Consider the following 21,801-nt stretch of genomic DNA (forward strand, 5'->3'; position numbering starts at 1 on the left):
TGGACAACGTCTGGCACGGCGACACCACCAATGCGGATGACAGCGTGGCGCTGACGCTGGGTCAGGGCGTGCTGACCCTGGTGCAGACCGTGACCGATGCCGATGGCGATAGCGCCAGTGCGGCGGTAGATCTGGGTGCCAACGGCGTGTTCCGCTTCGAGGATGACGGCCCCAGCGTGACCATCAACGCGGTGGTGGACGGTGACATCACCTTGACCACCCAGGATGCACAGACCATCGGGTCGGCCAGTGACACGGCGACCGGCAGCTTTGCGGCGGCGTTCCTGGCGGCGGCGGTGCCGAGCTATGGCGCGGACGGTCCGGGCACCACCACGGTGAGTGGCTACAGCCTGAGCGTGACCGACAGCAACAGCGGGCTGACCAGCAACGGGCTGGCCATCACCCTGACCAAGGTGGGTAGCGACATCGTTGGCTCGACTTCGGCTGGGGAGGTGTTCCGTATCAGCGTGGCGAGCAATGGCACGGTGACGCTGACGCAGTCGGCGGAGCTGGACCATCTGCCGGAGGACGTGGACAACAGCAACGACAACAACCTCATCAGCCTGGCCAATGGCAAAGTGCTGCTGAGTGCGACGGTGACGGTAGTGGATGGCGACAACGACACCGCGACGGGCACGGTGAGTGCGGATCTTGGCGGCAACATCAGCTTCGAGGACGACGTACCGAGCGTGACCATCAACGCGGTGGTGGACAGTGGCATCACCTTGACCACCCAGGATGCACAGACCATCGGGTCGGCCAGTGACACGGCGACCGGCAGCTTTGCGGCGGCGTTCCTGGCGGCGGCGGTGCCGAGCTATGGCGCGGACGGTCCGGGCACCACCACGGTGAGTGGCTACAGCCTGAGCGTGACCGACAGCAACAGCGGGCTGACCAGCAACGGGCTGGCCATCACCCTGACCAAGGTGGGCAGCGACATCGTTGGCTCGACTTCGGCCGGGGAGGTGTTCCGTATCAGCGTGGCGAGCAATGGCACGGTGACGCTGACGCAGTCGGCGGAGCTGGACCATCTGCCGGAGGACGTGGACAACAGCAACGACAACAACCTCATCAGCCTGGCCAATGGCAAGGTGCTGCTGAGTGCGACCGTGACGGTGGTGGATGGCGACAACGACACCGCGACTGGGACGGTGAGTGCGGACCTGGGTGGCAACATCAACTTTGAGGACGATGTGCCGAGCGTGACCATCAATGCGGTGGTGGACAGTGGCATCACTCTGACCACCCAGGATGCGCAGACCATCGGGTCGGCCAGTGACACGGCGACCGGCAGCTTTGCGGCGGCGTTCCTGGCGGCGGCGGTGCCGAGCTATGGCGCGGACGGTCCGGGTACCACCACGGTGAGCGGTTACAGCCTGAGCGTGACCGACAGCAACAGCGGGCTGACCAGCAATGGGCTGGCCATCACCCTGACCAAGGTGGGCAGCGACATAGTGGGTTCGACCTCGGCTGGGGAGGTGTTCCGTATCAGCGTGGCGAGCAATGGCACGGTGACGCTGACGCAGTCGGCGGAGCTGGACCATCTGCCGGAGGACGTGGACAACAGCAACGACAACAACCTCATCAGCCTGGCCAATGGCAAGGTGCTGCTGAGTGCGACCGTGACGGTAGTGGATGGCGACAACGACACCGCGACCGGGACGGTGAGTGCGGACCTTGGCGGCAACATCAGCTTCGAGGACGACGTACCGAGCGTGACCATCAATGCGGTGGTGGACAGTGGCATCACCTTGACCACTCAGGATGCACAGACCATCGGGTCGGCCAGTGACACGGCGACCGGCAGCTTTGCGGCGGCGTTCCTGGCGGCAGCGGTGCCGAGCTATGGTGCAGATGGTCCGGGTACCACCACGGTGAGCGGTTACAGCCTGAGCGTGACCGACAGCAACAGCGGGCTGACCAGCAATGGGCTGGCCATCACCCTGACCAAGGTGGGCAGCGACATAGTGGGTTCGACCTCGGCTGGGGAGGTGTTCCGTATCAGCGTGGCGAGCAATGGCACGGTGACGCTGACGCAGTCGGCGGAGCTGGACCATCTGCCGGAGGACGTGGACAACAGCAACGACAACAACCTCATCAGCCTGGCCAATGGCAAGGTGCTGCTGAGTGCGACGGTGACGGTAGTGGATGGCGACAACGACACCGCGACCGGGACGGTGAGTGCGGACCTTGGCGGCAACATCAGCTTCGAGGACGACGTACCGAGCGTGACCATCAACGCGGTGGTGGACGGTGGCATCACCTTGACCACTCAGGATGCACAGACCATCGGGTCGGCCAGTGACACGGCGACCGGCAGCTTTGCGGCGGCGTTCCTGGCGGCAGCGGTGCCGAGCTATGGTGCAGATGGTCCGGGTACCACCACGGTGAGCGGTTACAGCCTGAGCGTGACCGACAGCAACAGCGGGCTGACCAGCAATGGGCTGGCCATCACCCTGACCAAGGTGGGCAGCGACATAGTGGGTTCGACCTCGGCTGGGGAGGTGTTCCGTATCAGCGTGGCGAGCAATGGCACGGTGACGCTGACGCAGTCGGCGGAGCTGGACCATCTGCCGGAGGACGTGGACAACAGCAACGACAACAACCTCATCAGCCTGGCCAATGGCAAAGTGCTGCTGAGTGCGACGGTGACGGTAGTGGATGGCGACAACGACACCGCGACGGGCACGGTGAGTGCGGATCTTGGCGGCAACATCAGCTTCGAGGACGACGTACCGAGCGTGACCATCAACGCGGTGGTGGACGGTGGCATCACCCTGACCACCCAGGATGCGCAGACCATCGGGTCGGCCAGTGACACGGCGACCGGCAGCTTTGCGGCGGCGTTCCTGGCGGCGGCGGTGCCGAGCTATGGCGCGGACGGTCCGGGCACCACCACGGTGAGTGGCTACAGCCTGAGCGTGACCGACAGCAACAGCGGGCTGACCAGCAACGGGCTGGCCATCACCCTGACCAAGGTGGGCAGCGACATCGTTGGCTCGACTTCGGCCGGGGAGGTGTTCCGTATCAGCGTGGCGAGCAATGGCACGGTGACGCTGACGCAGTCGGCGGAGCTGGACCATCTGCCGGAGGACGTGGACAACAGCAACGACAACAACCTCATCAGCCTGGCCAATGGCAAGGTGCTGCTGAGTGCGACCGTGACGGTGGTGGATGGTGACAACGACACCGCGACCGGGACGGTGAGTGCGGACCTCGGTGGCAACATCCGGTTCGAAGACGATGTACCGACAGCCAAAGACAACAGCGTCGTTATCACTGAAGCAGGGTTGCCACCCTTCAATCTGGTGATGGTCATCGATACATCAGGCAGCATGTTGTGGCAGATCGGTACGTCGACAAATGGTTCGCCAAATCGCCTGGAGCTGGCGAAGGATGCACTAAACCACATGATCGACTCCTATGTGGCGCTGGGTGTGCCGCTGGTCTTCACGGTCATTGATTTTGCCAGTGGAGCTGTATTGATCCCGCAAACCAGTGATCCTGATGTGGCCAAGGCCAGTATTTCCGGTTTGCCGACAGATGGTGGCGGTACCAACTACAACGCACCACTCGTATTGGCGCAGAATCAACTGACGGCGGATCTGGCGAACCCTGCTTTGGCTGGGTATGAAACCAAGGTCTATTTCCTGTCGGATGGCGCTCCCAACGAGGGGAATGTCCCGGCCGGCTGGACCAGCTTTGTGAACAGCAACAATGTTGAGGTTTACGCGGTGGGGTTGAACGTCAGTGGCAATGCGACGGCGATCGCTCAGCTTGGTCTGGTGGAGGATCATGGGGATGCCGTCACGTTGGTCAACAACATCTATGACCTGGACGCCACACTCCAGGCCACCGTGCCGCCGCCTGCTACCGGCAATGTGATCACAGATGTGGATGCCAGTGCCGGTATGGACAGTGCCGGCGCCGATACCCCTGTGACTGTATTGCAGGTCAGCTTTACCGTCAGCAATCCGGCCGCTTATGTCGGGGTCGCGGACAGTGTGAATGGCAATGTGGTGACCTTCCTGGTGCAAGGAGGAACGACCGGCTCCATCACCACACCTCTGGGTGGGCATCTGACCGTGAATGCGGACGGTTCCTACTCCTACACTCCGCCCAATGATGTGGCCGTCGATACACAGGAGACCTTTACCTACACCATTGTGGATGCCGATGGTGACACCTCCAGCGCCCTGTTGAAGATACTGGTACTGGATACCACCCCGATCACGGCTTCCGTGTTCGAAGATGGTTTGCCTGCCGGTCTGCCTGGCAACAACCCGGCCCTGACCACGGTTGCAGGCTCTCTGGCCCATATGGTGGTCGACAGTATCGGCGTCAATTTCGGCGTCGGCAGTACAGCTGGTTTGCCTGCGTTGACCTCAGGTGGTGTGGCGATTACCTACAGCATCATCCACGGTGTCGGAGTCGATACCCTGGTTGCGGTGGCAGGCAGCAAACCCATCTTCACGCTGGCTGTTGAGGCTGATGGTGATTACACCTTTACCCTGCAAGGCCCGATTGATCATGCTCTGGCTGATGGCAACGACCTGGAACTGAAGGCGTTGAATCTGTCCAGTGCGATCACGGCCCACGAAGGGGTGGATAACGTGACGCTGGTTCGCGACTTCATCGTACAGGTTGAAGACGATGTGCCGGTTGTCATGACGCCTGCCATGGGTGTCATGCTGAATCAGTCCGGGGTGACTGGCATCTTCCTGCTGGATGGTGATGGAACCTTGTCCAACAACTACGGGGGGGATGGTGGTTCAATCCGGTTCGACAGCAGTTTGAATGGCAGCAGCAGTGGCATGACCTCGGGCGGTTTGCCTGTCACCTATACCTTGTCTTCGGATGGCATTACGCTGACTGCCGCAACGGCGGCGGGTACTGTGTTCATTGCCACCCTGCAACCTGCATCCGGGACCTATCAGGTTCAGATGATTGGTGAGGTAGATGGTGGACAGACCACGATCGACTTCAATGGTGGGGGATACAACTTCGTCGGTGGTAATGCTTCCTGGGCCGGTTTTAATACGGCGGCGAATGACAACAGCAAGGATCTGCTGTTGACGGCGATGACCAATGGTGTGGATGGTGGCACCGTAAACACCTCTGCCAATACGGGGGGGATCAGTGGCGGTTCATCCGTCGGGTCGGGTGAGGCAATGCGGATCGATTTTGTCATCGACCTGACAGGCTCTCCGGTCAGTGGTGGCTCCTACGGCGTCCTGGCAAACCAGACCCATGCCTTTGAGGCTCACTACGATGTAAATGGTGCCTCCGCCATGTTTACGGCGATCAATAGCAGCTCCAGTGTAAAACTGGTAGCCCGTCAGGATGTGGACAATGACAACGATATTGGCGATGGCAACAAGGAGTCGCTGACCGCTGTGGCAATCAGCTACAACGGTTCAACCAGGATCGTCAGTATCGGTGCAGGCATGTCCCAGGTTGTCTCGGTGGGAGGCCACAGCTTTACGGTCAACTTTACCGATGACGATCCGACCGCTGGCGTGGCTTATGTCGCGACAGTCGCCGGGGTGATATCCAATACCAAACTGGCGGCGTATACCGCAGATGGTTACAACAGCCTGGAGTTCCAATATGACGCAGGGAGCACCTTCAAGATTGGGGACTTCGGTTCCAGTGTGGCGACTCCCGGGCTCCCGGTCAGTTTGCAGCTGCCGGTCACGCTGACGGATGGAGATGGTGATGCAGTCCACAGCAACATTGGTCTTAGCCTGCTGCCGGAAGCACCGTTTACCCTGGACTACGACAGTTCTGCCAGCGGTGTGAATGTGACCTTCAACAGCACGCAAGGGCACGCCATCGGGTCTGATTTCGGTGACAGCATCACGGGCAACAGTCTGGACAACATCTTGTCCGGCGGTGATGGTGATGACTTGCTGTACGGAATGGGTGGCAAGGATACCCTGGTTGGTGGCAAGGGCAACGACGTGCTGGATGGTGGCAGCGGCAACGACACTCTCTACGGGGAGGCTGGCGACGATACCCTGATCGGCGGGATTGGCAACGACATACTGCAAGGAGGCGATGGCAAGGATCTGCTGATCGGTGGTCTGGGTAGCGATACCATGACGGGTGGTGCCGGTAGCGATACCTTCAAGTGGCTTGCTGGCGATGCGGATGGCAGTACCGACAACATTACTGATTTCACGTTGGGTAATCCGACCAGCGGTGGTGATGTACTGGATCTGTCGGATCTGCTGGTTGGTGTTCCCTCGGCAGCCAACAACAACGATCTGGCGACGGCACTGGACAACTACTTGAAGTTTGATACTGCAACCAACAAGCTGACCATTGATACAAATGGCCTTACCAGCGGTGGTTCACAACTGACGGTACAGTTCCAGGGCAGCCTAGATCTGGATCACAGCGGTGGGCTGACGACCAACCACGACATCATCAAGCAACTGCTGGATGACGGCAACCTCAAGGTTGATCCGTAACCAGCCAAGGGGGCCGGGTAATACCTGGCCCCTGTTTTTTGACTGAGGGGGCGGCTAAGATAGCGGCAGTACAGGAGAGGGTCACCATGCAGTCATTTAATTGGGTCGATATCGATGGCATTCGCTATAGCTGGGACGGGCAGGGCAGCATTACCTGTACCGGCCAGTTTGGCTATCACGCCACGATGGCGGGTGATCGGATTGATGCGCTGGATCTGGAGAGTGATGATGGCGAGGTTGCTGGTTCACTGAATGTGGACTTTGCGGCGGCCACTATCTCATTCACGCCAGCTGTCGATGCAGAGCCACCCCACATGATGGTGCTGGTCGGTCATGAACAGGGGCAGCAGGAGTATACGTTGCAGAGTTTGAGCGATGTCTGCCTGCAGGATCTGCTCGGCCACTCCGACAACATCGACTGTGCCCCCCTAGTGACCACCACGATGACGGAGCCGGTAGCTCCGCTGGCCGGACATGTTCTGTCGTGGGACTCCTTCCATTTTGATGATGATGTGCTGCTGGGTTCCCGCAGTGCCACGCCACTGGCCGCTGCTCATCAGGGGTTGCCGGGTGGCGAGATCAGCATCAATATCGATATGACCAATCAGGTGCTGGATCAGATCCCGCCGTTGCACGATATATGAATCCCATTCGACGACGGGCATAATGACCTCACTCCAATAGATTGAGGTCTTTTTTTATGTGGCGTCCCCTGCTTACCCTGTCAGCCCTGGTTATCAGTGCCCCCCTGTTTGCCCTTGAAGTGCCGCAAGCCCCCCATCTGGTGGTGAGCGGTTATGCCGAGCAAAAAGCCGAGCCCGACATGCTGACGCTGAATGTCTCCGTGACGGCGCTGGAAAAACAGGGCATCAAGGCCAAGCAGCAGGTAGATGGCAAGGTTGCCGCCTTTTTTGGCCAGCTGGAAGGGCTGGGCATCAAGCGCAGCGACGTGGAGGCGGGCAATCTGGTGATCTCTCCGGAATACCAGTATCCGCAGAACAAGAAGCCGGAGCTGGTGGGCTACCGTGCCCAGCGCCAGCTTGCGGTCAAACTCTATCAACTCGACAAGCTGAGCGAGCTGATGGACACCGCACTCAAGGCCGGGCTGGAATCCGTGTCCCAGATTGAGTACGGGCTCAAGGCGCCGCAAACCATCAAGGAGCAGGCGCGCCTCGGAGCGGTTGAAGATGCCAAAAACAAGGCTGAGTCTCTGGCCAAGGCGTTTGGCATGAAACTCGGCAAGGTTTACAGCGTCGAGTACCGCAACAATAGCCCCATGCCGATCTACAGCCGGGCCCTCAAGGCTGCTGCCATGGCACCTGCCGCCGACATGATTGAAAACAGCTACCAACAGCAGCAGATCACCATCACGGACAACGTGGAAGCCGTCTTCCTGCTGGAATAATCCTGCGTGGTTTTCTACCTGCCTTTTTGCAACAAGCCCGAGCACTCTGTCTCGGGCTTGTTGTTTTTAGACGCGCAAGGATGCTTGCGAAAGAGAGAGGGCTGGCGATGGCCGCTTGCTGAGCGCGTGATCACAGGGTCATGGTGGACTGGTGAAGGGCGGCGGGCGGTGCCAGCCATCAGGGGTAATATCCGGGTAGAAAAAAGCCGGTCAGTGACCGGCTTTTGAGGGGCGATGAGGCTGATGCCATCAGCCCAGGTTGGCAGCAACGCGAGCCTGGCGCTTCTGCTTGAACTGATAGCCGATGGCCAGCACGATGATCCAGACCGGGATGAGCAGTACCGAGATCTGGATGCCCGGGGTCAGGTACATGATGACCAGGATGCCGGCCATGAAGGCGAGGCAGAGGTAATTGCCGAACGGGTACCAGAACGCCTTGAACTTGGGAACCACACCTTCGGCCTGCTTGCTCTTGCGAAACTTCAGGTGCGCCAGGCTTATCATGGCCCAGTTGATGACCAGGGCGGAGACCACCAGCGCCATCAACAGTTCGAACGCCTTGCCCGGCATCAGGTAGTTGATGAGTACGCACAGCAGGGTTGCCGCGGCGGAGACGGAGATGGCCACCACCGGCACACCGCTCTTGTTGGTCTTGAGCAGGCTGCGCGGGCCGTTGCCCTGTTTGGCCAGACCAAACAGCATGCGGCTGTTGCAGTAGACACAGCTGTTGTAGACCGACAGGGCCGCAGTCAGTACCACCATGTTGAGCACGGTGGCCACCAGATTGCTGTCCAGTGCGTGGAAGATCATGACGAAGGGACTGCCACCTTCTACCACCTTGCCCCAGGGGTAGAGGGACATCAGCACGGCCAGGGCGCCGATGTAGAAGATGAGGATCCGGTAGATCACCTGATTGGTGGCCTTGGGGATGCTCTTCTCTGGATTGTCGGCCTCGGCAGCCGTGATGCCGACCAGCTCGAGCCCGCCGAACGAGAACATGATCACCGCCATCGCCATCACCAGGCCGCTGATGCCGTTGGGGAAGAAGCCGCCCTGGGCCCACAGGTTGCTGACGCTGGCGTCCGGGCCGCCGTTGCCGCTGGCCAGCAGGTAGCCGCCAAAGCCGATCATGCCGATGATGGCTACCACCTTGATGATGGCGAACCAGAACTCCATCTCGCCAAACGCCTTGACGTTGGAGAGGTTGATGGCGTTGATCAGCACGAAGAAGAAGGCCGCCGACATCCAGGTCGGGATCTCGGGCCACCAGTACTGGACATAAATGCCCACCGCGGTCAGCTCGGCCATGCTCACCAGCACGTAGAGCACCCAGTAGTTCCAGCCGGAGGCAAAGCCGGCGAAGTCACCCCAGTATTTGTAGGCGAAGTGGCTGAAGGAGCCGGCTACCGGCTCTTCCACCACCATCTCGCCCAGCTGGCGCATGATCAGGAAGGCGATAAAACCGCCGATGGCATAGCCAAGCAGCACGGAGGGGCCCGCCATCTTGATGGTCTGGGCAATACCGAGAAACAGGCCGGTGCCGATGGCGCCGCCCAGTGCGATGAGCTGGATATGGCGGTTTTTCAAACCGCGTTTCAGCTCCTCGCCGTTTTGTTGAAGATCCATTCTTCCTTCCTTACGTCTTCTGAAGTCATTCGTCTGTCATCTCGTCCGTCGGGTCACTCCATGTGACCGTGCACGGCGAAGCGTGCCTGAAACGTGACGAAATCCGTATTTATTTCGTTACAGTGAGCCGCTTTCTGTTTTTTATGGCGACTACCAACGGAAGCAGAATAGTGATAATCCATCGCCGATGCACCTGTTTTCCTCATCATTCGCTGGTTTTTTCGGCGAAAGGCAGGTTTTTAGAGAGCGGTGAAGCTGGCAGGGAAGTGTTTGGTTGTATTGTGAGCAGTTGGGCGCGGTTTGGTTGACTCTGTCGGCAATTCCTGTTTTATGAAGCCTCCTTTGCAACAAGGATGCACTTCATGCAACGTATTATTGGCAGTTTGCTGGCCGTCGCGCTGTGGCTCACCGTATGGCTTTCGCCCCTGCTGCTGACCATGGCGGCCGGGTGCCTGCTGGTGTGGGCCGTGCAGGGTGATGACTATCTGGTGATGCACTTGCGGACGGTCTTGTTGATCGCCGGTGCCATCGGCCTGCTACCGGCCCTCTGGCTGACCGAGCGGGTACGCCGGCGTCACGGTGTGCTCAACTTCTACGCCATGCTGATGAACAACAAAGAGCTGAACCGCCCGGGCTCCCAGCCCCGCTGAGGTCCAGTCGACAAGCGCCGGATACGGTTGTATCCGGCGCTTTTTTATTGGCGTTTGCCGTGTCGTCAGCTTGCCGGCGGGCGGCGTTTCTTAATAAAGCTGACGGCGCAGGCCGGTGGCCTCGAGGATCTTGGCGCTGATCTCTTCCACCGAGTGGGAACTGGTGTCGAGGAAGCGGATCGCCTCCTGGCGAAACAGCCGCTCGACGCAGGCCAGCTCCTGTTCACACTGCTCCAGCGAGGAGTAGCGGCTGTTGGCGCGGCGCTGATTGCGGATCTCGTGCAGCCGCTGGGGGGCGATGGTGAGGCCGAACAGCTTGTGGCGATTGGCCTTGAGGGCGGCCGGCAGATCCAGGACTCCCATGTCCTGTTCGATGAAGGGGTAGTTGGCGGCGCGAATGCCGAACTGCAGTGCCAGATAGAGGCTGGTCGGCGTCTTGCCGCAGCGGGAGACCCCGATCAGGATGATGTCGGCCTCCTCGTACTCCTTGGTGGTGATGCCATCGTCGTTGGCCAGCGCGAAGTTGACCGCCTCGATGCGGTCGTCATAGAGCTTGCGGTTCTCCATGCCGTGGGTGCGGTGCAGCCTGGGTTCGGCCTTCACCCCAAGCTCGTGTTCCAGCGGGCTGACGAAGGTGTTGAGAAAGTCGTGGCTGCTGGCCTGGGCCTTGAGCACCTCCTCGCGCACCTGATGATCGACGATGGTGTGGAACAAAATGGGGCGTACCCCGGTCTGGCGGAACTGTTCGTCGATGCGCATCCGTACCTGGCGCGCCTTCTCCAGGGTTTCGACAAAGGGAATGGTGATCTGCTCGAAGGCCAGCGGAAACTGGCTCAACACGGCGTGGCCGAACACTTCGGCGGTGATGGCGGTGCCGTCTGAAACATAGAATACGGTGTGCACTGGGGGCTCCTGTGAGGGGGGCGGCGAGCTGACAAGCAAGAAGTATCTCTCGAAACCATATCGTTTTTGTCAACCGGTCTGCCGTGCCCAAGTTGTGAAGTGGCTTGCAAACCTGAGTCGTTACCTTTTTGTGTTGGCATTGTAGAATGTCTGTGTCATTCGACCATCCCCAAATCTTGCTCGGGGATTTTTTTGACAATAAGTAGAAAACGTTTTCATGGTCGTTGGCAACAGTAGAAACAGACAATAACGCACATAAACTGGCGCACAAGGTGCCATGGCGGCACAGTGCCCACCAACCTGGAGACATGCAAGTGCAACAGTACGTACTCTGGTACGAGCAACTCGGAATGCAGGATGTAGAACGAGTTGGCGGCAAAAATGCATCCCTTGGCGAGATGATCAGCAACCTCTCTGGTGCCGGAGTGTCGGTGCCGGGTGGGTTTGCCACCACCGCCTTTGCGTTTAACGAGTTTCTGGAGTCAAGCGGCCTCAACGGCAAGATCCACGATCTGCTCGACAGCCTGGATGTGGATGACATCGCCGCCCTCAACCGGGCCGGCCAGCAGATCCGTGACTGGGTGATCGAAGCCCCCTTCCAGAGCGCGCTGGAACAGGCGATCCGGGTTGCCTACGACAAGCTCAGCGGTGGACTTGACGCGTCCTTTGCGGTGCGCTCCTCCGCCACTGCGGAAGACATGCCGGATGCCTCCTTTGCCGGCCAGCAGGAGACCTTCCTCAACGTGCGCGGCATCGACGCCGTCATGATTGCCGTCAAGCATGTGTTTGCTTCACTGTTCAACGATCGCGCCATCTCCTATCGGGTGCATCAGGGCTATGACCACAAGGGTGTCGCCCTGTCGGCCGGGATCCAGCGCATGGTGCGTTCCGATCTCGCCGCCTCCGGCGTCATGTTCACCCTGGATACCGAGTCGGGTTTCAACGACGTGGTGTTCATCACCGGCGCTCAAGGCCTTGGCGAGATGGTGGTGCAGGGGGCGGTCAACCCCGACGAGTTCTACGTGCACAAGCCGACCCTCAAGGCAGGACGCCCGGCGGTGGTGCGCAAGACCCTCGGCTCCAAGCTGATCAAGATGACCTATTCCGGCGATGCCAGCCATGGCCGCCAGGTACAGATCGTCGACACCAATGAGGCCGAGCGCAGCCGCTTCTGCATCACGGATGCCGAAGTGATGGAGCTGGCCAAGCAGGCCCTCATCATCGAGCAGCACTACGGCCGGCCGATGGACATCGAGTGGGCCAAGGACGGGCAGGATGGCAAGCTCTACATCGTCCAGGCGCGCCCGGAAACCGTGCGCAGCCGCCAGGAGGCCAACACCCTCGAGCGCTTCGCCCTCAAGCAAGCGGGCAAGGTGCTGATCGAGGGGCGCGCCATCGGCCACAAGATCGGCGCGGGCCCGGCGCGGGTCATCTCCTCCATCAGCCAGATGGACGAAGTGCAGCCCGGCGACGTGCTGGTCACAGACATGACCGACCCGGACTGGGAGCCCATCATGAAGCGGGCCTCCGCCATCGTCACCAACCGGGGCGGTCGCACCTGTCACGCCGCCATCATCGCCCGCGAGCTGGGCATTCCGGCGGTGGTGGGTTGTGGTGATGCCACCAAGCGCATTGAACCGGGTCAACTCATTACCGTCTCCTGTGCGGAAGGGGACACCGGTTTCATCTACGACGGCGAACTCGACTTTGACGTGGCGGTGACCGAGGTGGGCAACATGCCGCGCCTGCCCATCAAGATCATGATGAACGTTGGCAACCCGGACAGAGCATTCGACTTCGCCCAGTTGCCGAACGCCGGTGTCGGTCTGGCCCGTCTCGAGTTCATCATCAACCGGATGATCGGGGTACACCCCAAGGCGCTGCTGGAGTTCGACAGCCAGAGCCCCGAGCTCAAGGCCACCATCGGCAAGATGATCGCCGGCTACGAGAGCCCGCGCGAGTTCTACGTCGCCAAGCTGACCGAGGGCATCGCCACCCTGGCTGCCGCCTTCTGGCCGGAGCGAGTGATCGTGCGGATGTCGGACTTCAAGTCCAACGAGTACGCCAACCTGGTGGGCGGCCGTGGCTATGAGCCTCATGAAGAGAACCCGATGATCGGTTTCCGCGGTGCGTCGCGCTACATCGCCGACAGCTTCCGCCCCTGTTTTGCCCTCGAGTGCGAGGCGATCAAGCGGGTGCGTGATGTCATGGGGCTGACCAACGTCGAGGTGATGATCCCCTTCGTGCGCACCGTAGGCGAGGCAGAGCAGGTGATCGACATCCTGGCCGAGAACGGTCTGCGCCGTGGCGAGCGGGGGCTCAAGGTGATCATGATGTGCGAGATCCCGAGCAACGCCCTCCTGGCAGACAAGTTCCTCGAGCACGTGGACGGCTTCTCCATCGGTTCCAACGACATGACCCAGCTCACGCTTGGACTTGACAGGGACTCGGGGCTTATCGCCCACCTGTTCGACGAGCGCAACGAGGCGGTCAAGGCGCTGCTGGCGATGGCCATTGCCGCCGCCCGCAAGGCGGGCAAGTACGTGGGGATCTGCGGCCAGGGGCCGTCCGATCACCCGGACTTCGCCGCCTGGCTGGTCGAGCAGGGCATCGACTCTGTGTCCCTCAACCCGGATACCGTGGTCGACACCTGGCTCTATCTGGCCGAGCAGCACAAGGCGAGCTGACGCAGGCTGCACAGCCTCCCATCAAAATGGCGCCCACGGGCGCCATTTTTCATGGCCGAACCTGACGCAACTGGTCCGATATGGTGGCCAGATGTGCCCAAAATGGCGCGCTGGCGCGTGCTTTTACACTCCGTTACATCTGCTCGCTTTGCAACCGCCCCATAATGGTCGCGCCAGCCCGCTGCACGGGGTGGCAGGCCCGCCGCCAGTGGCGGGCCGGGGGATCACGAGCAGTTTCCTGTCAGCACGGAGGCCAGGACGGCAGATGTCACAGAGCGTATCAAACCAGGTGATCAGACGAATGCTGGGAGCCTGCCAGCAGCAGGGGGGTGATCCCGATGCCATTCTGATGGCGGGCGGCCTCACGTCGTTCGACATCGAGCGGGAGCAGGGCCGGCTGCCGGCCCACAGCCACTACCGGATGCTGCAACTGATGCAGCCCTATCTGGCCAGTTTTCACGAAACCATCCTCTCCTACGACATCGGCCAGCTCTACCAGCACTATCCGCCGCTCATCAGCCTGTGCCTGAACCAGCCCTCGCCGCGGGCGGCGCTCGAGGTGCTGTTGGCCTATCGCCCCATCATCGGCAGTTGTGACGAGCTGCGGGTGCGACGGGGGGCGCAGGCCAGCCAATACCTGTATGTCAATCAGGGGCCTGCCAGCCTGGGGGCAAGTCAAGCCATCCCCAACTTCATCATCCTCTACCGGATTTTGCGGGTCTATCTGGCGGATCCCCGGGTCTCGGTGGGTTTCACGGGACTGCCGCCACCACGCCATCAACTGTTGGACCAGTTCTTTGGAGCCCGCTGCCGCTGGGAGCAGGGGGAAAACACCCTGACCATCGACAACGGCCAACTCGACTGCCCTAGCCACTGCTACAATGAGCCGCTGGGTCATCTGCAACTGGCCCAGCTGGCGCAGATCTGCGCCGACATCGCCGAGCGGGCCCCCTTTGCCTATCTGGTAGGGGAGCGGATCCGCCACAAGATCCGGGAAGGGGAGCTGGAGAGCGACGAGAGCCTGCTCAAGGAGGTGTGCGCGGCCATGAATGTCAGCCGCTGGACCCTGAATCGCAAATTGCAGGGGGAGGGGAGCAGCTTCTCGACCCTGCTGAGGGAAGCGAGGGTGAGCGAAGCCTGCCGCTTGCTGGGCGAGGGGGATCAACCGCTGCAGAACATCAGCGATCGGGTCGGTTTCTCGTCCCAGAGCGCCTTCAACCGCTTCTTCAAGGCCAACACCCGGATGACGCCGCTGGCCTATCGCAACGCCCGCCAATAAAAACGGGACCGGCGCAAGGCCGGTCCCGTGGTCGGGTCATTGCTGGGCAATTTTCGGGCAAGGCCGGGTTGGGTGCCCGGCTCTGTTAGCGGGTGATTGTGGTGACGCTGGCGGGATCCACTCCGGCCGGCAGTGCCAGTGCCCCTGGCGTGGTGTTGCTCACCACTATCTCCTTGCTCACCGTGAAGCTGACCGGCGTGCTGGCAAAGACATCCGACGAGGGGCTGATGTAGGCGCTGTAGCGACCCGGCTCCACGATCCACTGGTTGCTGGCCTCATCGAAGCTGGCGAGGATGCTGGCCGGAATGGTGAAGCTCAGCTGTTCGCTGGCCCCCGGTGCCAGTTGCGCCGTCTTGGCAAAGGCCTTGAGCTCGATGAGCGGTTTCTTCAGCTTGACCTCGGGGGCGCTCACATAGACCTGGGCCGCCTCCTTGCCTGCCACGGCACCGGTGTTGGTGATGGTGGCGGTCAGCACCAGGCTGCCGGCGCTGCCACCCTCCAGGGTATTGCTGGCGATGGCGGGGCTGGTGTAGCTGAAGCTGGTGTAGGAGAGACCGAAGCCGAACGGGTAGGAGACCGCCTGCTCGAAGGTGCTGTAGTAGCGATAGCCCACGTAGATCCCCTCGTTGTAGTAGAGATCGTCCGGTTCGCCGTCCCCGTCGGTGTCCTCGCCCGGGAAGGTGCCGGCGGAGGGAACGCTGGCGTAGCTGTGCGGGAAGCTCTGGGCCAGCTTGCCGCTCGGGTTGACCGCACCGGAGAGCACGTCCGCCACCGCGTGGCCGGTCTCCTGGCCGGCCATGTAGGCCAGCAAGATGCCATCCACCTTGTCGCTCCACTGGGCGGTGTCGATGACGCCGTTGACGTTGAGTACCACCACCACCTTCTTGCCCTGGGCGTGGAAGGCGCTGCTCACCGCCTCGATGAGGGCGCGCTCGTCATCACCGAGCAGATAGTCCCCCTTGCCGCTGCTGCGATCCGCCCCTTCCCCGGCCTGGCGGCCGATGCTGATGACGGCGGCTTGCTGGGTGGTGGCCGCATTGGCGATCAGGGCCGCCAGATCGTCGCTAATAGGCGCCTCGGCGCAGGTGTAGTAGCCCTTGGCGCCAAATTGCCCCTCGTGATAGACCTTGTTGTTCTCGTAAAAATCGCGGTAGTAGCTCTGCAACGCCTCGTTGACCGGGAAGCGTGCCGCCAGTCCCTGCGCGATGGTGGTGGTGCTGGCGGCGTTCACATCCCCGCTGCCGGTGCCGCCCTTGTAGGTGTTGATCTGGTTGATGCCAAAACTGGCCAGGGTGCTGCTTGCCGCCAGCGGCAGGGTCGCGGCGTCGTTGCGCAGCAGCACCATGCTCTCGGCACCGGCCTGACGGGCCAGTTTGGCGTGGGCGGTCAGATCCGGGCTGTTGCTGATGGCCAGCTGGTTGTAGGAGGGGCTCTTCATCACCTGGGTCAGGATGTAGATGGCGGCCTCGTTTACCTTGGCCTCGTCGAGATCGCCGTGCTCGATGGATTGCTGCAACTGCTCCTTGACGTTGCCAGGCTCGATCAAATCCTGCCCCGCCAGCACCTGCTTGTAGGCGTTGTTGGCCACGTCGCCGGCAAACCAGTCGGACATCACCAGGCCGTCGAACTTCCACTCGCCGCGCAGCAGGTCGGTCACCGCATCCCTGCGCTCGTTGACATAAGTGCCGTTGACCTTGTTGTAGGAGGTCATCACCGCCCAGGGCTGGGCCTCGTCCACCGCTATCTGGAAGCCGCGCAGGTAGATCTCGCGGAAGGTTCTCGGTTCGCCGATGTCGTTGATCTGGTTGCGGTTGGTCTCGGAGTTGTTGCCGAAGTAGTGCTTGATGGTGGTGCCCACCCCGTTGCTCTCCACCCCGTTGACCATGGCGGCACCGATTTTGCCGGTGAGCAGGGGGTCTTCCGAGTAGTACTCGAAGTTGCGGCCATTGAGCGGGTTGCGCTGGATGTTCATGCCCGGGGCCAGCAGGATGTCGACCCCGTACTGGCGCACCTCGTCCCCCATGGCTTCGCCGACGGCCTTGACCAGCTTGACGTCCCAGCTGGAGGCGAGCAGCGAGCCGATGGGCCAGGCGGTGGCGTAGTAGCTGGCGCTGTCACCGTCGCGGTTGGCGTTGATCCGCATCCCGGCCGGCCCGTCCGCCAGTTTGAGGGCCGGAATGTCGATGCCGTCCGCGCTGCGCAGCACGCCGTTGATGTAACCCGCCACGCCGGGCACGTCCTGCTTGACGTTGATGGCGCCGTTGGCACTGCCGTAACCTGGGCCGGAGAGCAGGTCCAGCTTCTCGCCGAGGGTCAGCTTGGCCACCATGGCCTCGGCCTGGCCACGGTAATAGGCATCGTCCTTGACCAGGGGATCCGAGTCATTCTGGTTGCAACCGACCAGCAGGCCGGCCAGCGCCAGGCTGACACCCAGTGAAACCGCTTTCAATTTTGTGGTGATAGGCATGAAGACGTCCTCGTAACTGTCTGAATAAAAATAGAAAGGAGATATCGACACCGGGCGCAAGACATCCGCCCGGGCTGGGCCGCTCTGCTGGCGGCTGCCATTGGATATCGCAAGGAAGGCCAAACGGGCCCGTGGGCCGGCGTTTGGCTGCAGGCAGGTTAACAAGCCGGGCGAGGGCCGCCTTGCCCCGGGGGAGCGAGAAATGTGCCGGTGGGAGCAAGGGTGCCGAGTTGTGAGCAAGATCGCATCGAAAGGCGGTGCCAAACCAAGGGCTGAAAGTGACAAGAGGGGAAAAGGGCAGGGGAGATTGGGGAAACGGGTGGCCTGATGGCCAATGAGGATGGCTGCGAGCAACACGCGAGGGGGCCGGCGGCCCCCTCGAAGATCAGCTGATATGCCAGGGCAATGGCCCGGGACGGCTCACTTGGGCTGTTTGAGGGCCCCGGCAAGTTCAATCTGCACCTTGACTCCCTCCTGCTTGAGCGCCGTGGCGACGGCGTTCAGATCGGTGCCCGGCTTGGCCTCCAGCAGGGCGATGCCGCCGCTGCTCTGCTTGAAGCGCAGGCCGTGCCGGCTGGCCAGCGCGCTGGCCTGGCTGTCATCGGCTTCCACCAGCAGGGTGCCGCTGGCGGTGAGCTCAGGGCTGGCCACCCCTTGCAGCAGCACGTCGCCGCTGCGCAGGGTTTGTCGGGGCGCCTTGCCGTCCGCGCTGCGGGCGACCCGCTGCTTGCTGCCGTTGTCCGGGGTGAGGTAGGTCTGACCGTTCACCTCGATGGTGCGGTACTGCTTGCCGTCGATCACCACCGATTCATCGGCGGCGTGTACGCCGGCCGAAGCCAGGAGGCCGGCGAGGGCCAGGCCGAGTAAGCTGTGTTTCATCTTGTGACTCCTTGTGATCATGAGCGGGCGGCGTCGTGGCCGATCACCCGCAGGGACCAGTTGAGCAGTTGACCCGGCTGGCTGTTGTTGCGCTCGGTCAGGGTGCTGCGGCGGTTGGTGTTGAGGTCAACCAGCGTCAGCTGGCGGCTGCTGTTGGAGACGTCGGTCACCTCCAGTCGCCACTCGCCCTGGGCCGCTTCGCCATAGAACTTGTGGGAGAGCATGCGCATGTCGCGCAGCCCCTTGGTGCGCACATAACCCAGCTGCTGCCGGTCGAGGGATTGCCCCACCAGACTGTTGTTGGGGTTGAGCAGCACGCTGCGGGTGCCGGACGGGGAGACCAGCTCGATCAGCAGGTCGGGCAGGCGCTGATGATCCAGGCTCACCGTGACCTGGACCGCTTCCACGGTCAAGGCTTGCGCCACCTGGGTGCTGGAGCGGGTAGCACTGCTGCCCACATCCGCGATGCTCCCTTCACTGCGCGGCACCGTGACCTTCTGAGCCGGCAGCTGCACCAGCGGCGGCAGCGGGGTGTGGTTGGCGGCGGCCGTCAGGGTCTTGTTCACGTCGATGAGACCAAAGCCGTAGGTGGGGCTGTACCAGAGGCCGGCGGCGTTGCGCTCCCACCCTTCCAGGCCGGTGACCTGGCGGGGTTGACCGTTGGCGGCGGTATAGCTGACCTGGACCGGCTGCTGGCCGGCATCGATGCGGGTGGCGTTGCGGGCCAGCAGATCGCGTAGATCCCGCACCGACAGATCCGGATAGGCGGACATCAGCAGCGCCATGGCGCCCGAGGTGTTGGGGGTAGCCGACGAGGTGCCGTTCATCACGCCGTTGTAGTCGCAGGTGGCATCCAGCTGCGGGTTGTTGTGCAGCCGGTTGGTACTGGGATCGTCGGTGCGGTTGTAGCCCATGTCACAGCCGGGCAGATCCGTGGTCACCATGGCCGGCGCATCGGTACCGTACTCCCCGCCGGGGGCGCTCAGGAAGACGTTGCTGCCGACACTGGAGTAGGAGGAACGTACTCCGTCGGCGTTGATGGCGCTCACCACCAGGTTCCAGAAGTTGCTGTTGGAGGGGTCTATGTTGCTGTTCTCGAACGGCAGCTTGGGCAGGACACCGGTGCGGCTGAACATGTAGTCACCCGCGGCGATGCGGTTGAAGCCGTTGCCTGCCGCCTTGATGTAGGCCGCGCCCTGTGCCTGCTGGGTCTGCTGCTCGAACAGGCGATCGAGCTGAACCTGATCCAGCCCGCTGGCGCTTTGCGGATCCACCAGGCTCATGCCGTAGCTCTGGTTGAAGACCCGGTTGTCGGCGGTGGCGGTGCTGCCACCCAGCGCATAGATCCAGTCTTTCTGCAGCTGCTTGCTGCGCTCATCCAGCAGGTTGAACCCCTGCAGCTGGACACGGGGGGCCACCCCCAGAGTGCCGATGCCGTTGTCGACCGCCCCGATCAGGCCAGAGACCGAGGTGCCGTGGGCACTGTCCGGATCGGTCGGGGTGGGGTCGCTGCTGCCGGTCACCACGTTCTTCGAGCCGGGGCGCACATTGTCGGCCAAGTCCGGGTGGGCGATGGCCAGGCCGTCATCCACCACGGCCACGTTGATGCCCTGACCCTGCACGCCGGTACGGTGTGCCCACCAGAGGTTGAGGTCGTTGCCTGCCACGCCGCCACGGGAGCTGAAGGCATTCTGGCCGCTGTTGAGCAGGTGCCACTGCTGATCCTGCAGCGGGTTGATGCCGGGCAGGCAGCGCGCTGCGCTGCTGCGGCCGGTATCGAGGCCGGCTTCCTTGCCGGTCAATGGGGTGCAACTCTCACTCGCCTGAACTGAAGCGATGGGCAGGGCCGAGAACAGGGCCGAGATTGCCAACGCTAACGATGTTTTTCTCATTAATAAACTCCATCTTATATCGCACCGTCCTGGGTGCGACTGGCATCTATACACGGGAAAAACAGAGTCAAAAAGCACTCATTCTGATTCTGAGATAAGGCTCAAAAAAATCCCACAACAAATGTTTTACAGACCATGTGGGGGTTCCTGTGAATCCTTTTATGTGCTGTATTGAGAACTTTTCTCAGCTGACTGGTGTTGATATTTATCTTTGTAGATCAACCTATTAGTAACTGTTTGTTAACTTTTGGCGGGGCAAGCCGGTGCAAAAGGGGGCGGGCGGAGTGGCGCGCAATGGGAGGCGTACCGCGCTGGCGGGGGCTGCCGAGATCGAAAGCAGAGTGAGGGTCAGTGCAGGCAAGCCACACGGCGCCAATGGCGCCGTGTCGGATGAAGTCGCTGGTCGGCAGGGAAGGCTATGTGATCAGAGCCAGAATGGCGCGAAACGTCGGATGACCGGATGGAGAGGCCATCCGGCAGGAGAGCTATTTGATCAACGCCAGAATGGATCGAAAGGCCGGATGGCGGCAATCGCCCAGCAGCTCGTAGAGACACATCTCCACCGAGGTGAGTTCGGCCCCGTGGGCCGCCAGCTTGTGGATGGCGAGCTCCCGGTTGGTGGCGCTGCGCGACGACACCGCATCCACCACCAGCGACACCTGGCTGCCCGCATCCAGCAGCCCCAGCACCGTCTGGTAGACGCAAATATGGGCCTCGATGCCGCATACCAGCCAGTGGCTGACGCCCTGGCGGGCGAGGGCGTCGGCCAGTGCCGGTTCCCCCAGGGCGCCGAAGCTGTGCTTGGGCAGCACAAGATCGCCTGCCTGCATCAACTGCAGCTCGGGCACGGTAGCCCCGAGCTTGTCCGGGTTCTGCTCCAACCAGACAACCGGCAGGCCCAGCAGTCTGGCCCCCGCCACCAGTCTGGCGGTGTTGGCGATCAGGGTGTCGCTCCCCTCGACCAGACGGGCCAGTTTGCCTTGAATATCGACGACCAGCAGGCCGGTGTTCGTGGTGGTCAGCATGGATACTCTCCAGGATCAGAGTGAGACAGTGGCGCCGAGTGGGCGGGCGAGGGAAGCGCGCGACTGGTTCCACAGATAGATGAGGGTCAGCGCGATGACGGTGCCGATCGGAAAGGCGAACAACTGCAGGGCGATGAAGCACCAGAAGACCACCTTGAAGGCCGTCACCTGTTCGGTGAGCCCGCGGTACGCCACATAGTTGAAGGCGAGCACAAACAGGGCGATGGCGGTTGCCAGGCCAAGGCTGAGGCTCTGCGACGGTGCCATGTCAGCCGGGTGGAGCGGACTGACCGTGACGACGGCCCAGGCAACGAATGCAATCATGGCGAGGGAGAGCATGGTGGCAACGATAAAGATGGCCTTAGCGAGCAGGTGTTGTTTGGGGGTCATGGTTACTCCTGAAGGTGGTATCTATTCGGTTTGAGGTGATTCGGATGGTATGACAACGCCCTATGGGGCAGGTGACTCTGCGAATCGTTCCTGAAAACTACCGGTAGGGCCGAAGCAGGTCA

13 protein-coding genes are annotated in these 21,801 nt (G+C 61.7%); 6 read left to right on the plus strand and 7 right to left on the minus strand.

Annotation, left to right across the window (positions count from 1 at the left end; translation table 11 throughout):
• The first annotated feature begins 44 nt into the window (after positions 1-44).
• The 3 genes from QLG02_RS03685 (at position 45) to QLG02_RS03695 (ending at position 7,881) form a co-directional block, all read left to right on the plus strand.
• A complete protein-coding gene (locus tag QLG02_RS03685) occupies positions 45-6,476 on the plus strand; it encodes a DUF5801 repeats-in-toxin domain-containing protein (protein ID WP_282464539.1) in 6,432 nt (2,143 codons plus the stop codon).
• Between the two features lie 86 nt (positions 6,477-6,562).
• On the plus strand, positions 6,563-7,120 hold the full coding sequence (locus QLG02_RS03690; protein WP_139393765.1) for a hypothetical protein: 558 nt from the start codon (positions 6,563-6,565) through the stop codon (positions 7,118-7,120).
• 56 nt (positions 7,121-7,176) lie between these two features.
• A complete protein-coding gene (locus QLG02_RS03695) occupies positions 7,177-7,881 on the plus strand; it encodes an SIMPL domain-containing protein (RefSeq protein ID WP_282464540.1) in 705 nt (234 codons plus the stop codon).
• Positions 7,882-8,130: 249 nt separating this feature from the next.
• Here the strand turns inward: QLG02_RS03695 and QLG02_RS03700 are convergent, their stop codons facing one another.
• Positions 8,131-9,507 (minus strand): amino acid permease, encoded by a 1,377-nt coding sequence (locus QLG02_RS03700; protein WP_010633582.1) that lies wholly within the window; start codon positions 9,505-9,507, stop codon positions 8,131-8,133.
• A 362-nt stretch (positions 9,508-9,869) separates the two neighbouring features.
• Between QLG02_RS03700 and QLG02_RS03705 the strand changes: the two genes are divergently transcribed.
• Positions 9,870-10,157, plus strand: coding sequence for a hypothetical protein (locus QLG02_RS03705; protein ID WP_010633583.1), 288 nt, complete (start codon positions 9,870-9,872; stop codon positions 10,155-10,157).
• Positions 10,158-10,247: 90 nt separating this feature from the next.
• Here QLG02_RS03705 and QLG02_RS03710 read toward each other — a convergent pair whose 3' ends face one another.
• Positions 10,248-11,060: a pyruvate, water dikinase regulatory protein gene (locus tag QLG02_RS03710; protein WP_005302533.1), complete on the minus strand. Its 813-nt coding sequence runs from the start codon at positions 11,058-11,060 to the stop codon at positions 10,248-10,250.
• Between the two features lie 308 nt (positions 11,061-11,368).
• On the opposite strand from QLG02_RS03710, the gene ppsA reads away from it, so the two are divergent.
• Complete coding sequence (ppsA, locus tag QLG02_RS03715; protein ID WP_162498804.1) at positions 11,369-13,747, plus strand: phosphoenolpyruvate synthase; 2,379 nt, start codon at positions 11,369-11,371, stop codon at positions 13,745-13,747.
• A 301-nt stretch (positions 13,748-14,048) separates the two neighbouring features.
• Positions 14,049-15,026 (plus strand): AraC family transcriptional regulator, encoded by a 978-nt coding sequence (locus QLG02_RS03720; RefSeq protein ID WP_282464656.1) that lies wholly within the window; start codon positions 14,049-14,051, stop codon positions 15,024-15,026.
• Positions 15,027-15,111: 85 nt separating this feature from the next.
• On the opposite strand, the gene QLG02_RS03725 is transcribed toward QLG02_RS03720, so the two are convergent.
• The 5 genes from QLG02_RS03725 to QLG02_RS03745 all read right to left on the minus strand — a co-directional run bounded on the left by QLG02_RS03725 (position 15,112) and on the right by QLG02_RS03745 (position 21,679).
• A complete protein-coding gene (locus QLG02_RS03725) occupies positions 15,112-17,493 on the minus strand; it encodes a glycoside hydrolase family 3 C-terminal domain-containing protein (RefSeq protein WP_282464541.1) in 2,382 nt (793 codons plus the stop codon).
• A gap of 420 nt (positions 17,494-17,913) precedes the next feature.
• On the minus strand, positions 17,914-18,372 hold the full coding sequence (locus QLG02_RS03730; RefSeq protein ID WP_135320018.1) for a hypothetical protein: 459 nt from the start codon (positions 18,370-18,372) through the stop codon (positions 17,914-17,916).
• A 17-nt stretch (positions 18,373-18,389) separates the two neighbouring features.
• Positions 18,390-20,264 (minus strand): S8 family serine peptidase, encoded by a 1,875-nt coding sequence (locus tag QLG02_RS03735; RefSeq protein WP_282464542.1) that lies wholly within the window; start codon positions 20,262-20,264, stop codon positions 18,390-18,392.
• 485 nt (positions 20,265-20,749) lie between these two features.
• Positions 20,750-21,289: an isochorismatase family protein gene (locus QLG02_RS03740; protein WP_282464543.1), complete on the minus strand. Its 540-nt coding sequence runs from the start codon at positions 21,287-21,289 to the stop codon at positions 20,750-20,752.
• A 15-nt stretch (positions 21,290-21,304) separates the two neighbouring features.
• Complete coding sequence (locus QLG02_RS03745) at positions 21,305-21,679, minus strand: hypothetical protein (RefSeq protein ID WP_282464544.1); 375 nt, start codon at positions 21,677-21,679, stop codon at positions 21,305-21,307.
• Between the last annotated feature and the right edge of the window lie 122 nt (positions 21,680-21,801).

The organism is Aeromonas sp. V90_14 (assembly GCF_029967615.1).
Taxonomy (GTDB): Bacteria; Pseudomonadota; Gammaproteobacteria; order Enterobacterales; family Aeromonadaceae; genus Aeromonas; species Aeromonas hydrophila.

Coding starts and splice junctions, on each gene's coding strand:
- ppsA (WP_162498804.1), top strand. CDS start 11,369: ATGCAAGTGCAACAGTACGTACTCTGGTACGAGCAACTCGGAATGCAG.
- QLG02_RS03735 (WP_282464542.1), bottom strand. CDS start 20,264: ATGAGAAAAACATCGTTAGCGTTGGCAATCTCGGCCCTGTTCTCGGCC.
- QLG02_RS03730 (WP_135320018.1), bottom strand. CDS start 18,372: ATGAAACACAGCTTACTCGGCCTGGCCCTCGCCGGCCTCCTGGCTTCG.
- QLG02_RS03725 (WP_282464541.1), bottom strand. CDS start 17,493: ATGCCTATCACCACAAAATTGAAAGCGGTTTCACTGGGTGTCAGCCTG.
- QLG02_RS03690 (WP_139393765.1), top strand. CDS start 6,563: ATGCAGTCATTTAATTGGGTCGATATCGATGGCATTCGCTATAGCTGG.
- QLG02_RS03700 (WP_010633582.1), bottom strand. CDS start 9,507: ATGGATCTTCAACAAAACGGCGAGGAGCTGAAACGCGGTTTGAAAAAC.
- QLG02_RS03745 (WP_282464544.1), bottom strand. CDS start 21,679: ATGACCCCCAAACAACACCTGCTCGCTAAGGCCATCTTTATCGTTGCC.
- QLG02_RS03695 (WP_282464540.1), top strand. CDS start 7,177: ATGTGGCGTCCCCTGCTTACCCTGTCAGCCCTGGTTATCAGTGCCCCC.
- QLG02_RS03720 (WP_282464656.1), top strand. CDS start 14,049: ATGCTGGGAGCCTGCCAGCAGCAGGGGGGTGATCCCGATGCCATTCTG.
- QLG02_RS03740 (WP_282464543.1), bottom strand. CDS start 21,289: ATGCTGACCACCACGAACACCGGCCTGCTGGTCGTCGATATTCAAGGC.
- QLG02_RS03705 (WP_010633583.1), top strand. CDS start 9,870: ATGCAACGTATTATTGGCAGTTTGCTGGCCGTCGCGCTGTGGCTCACC.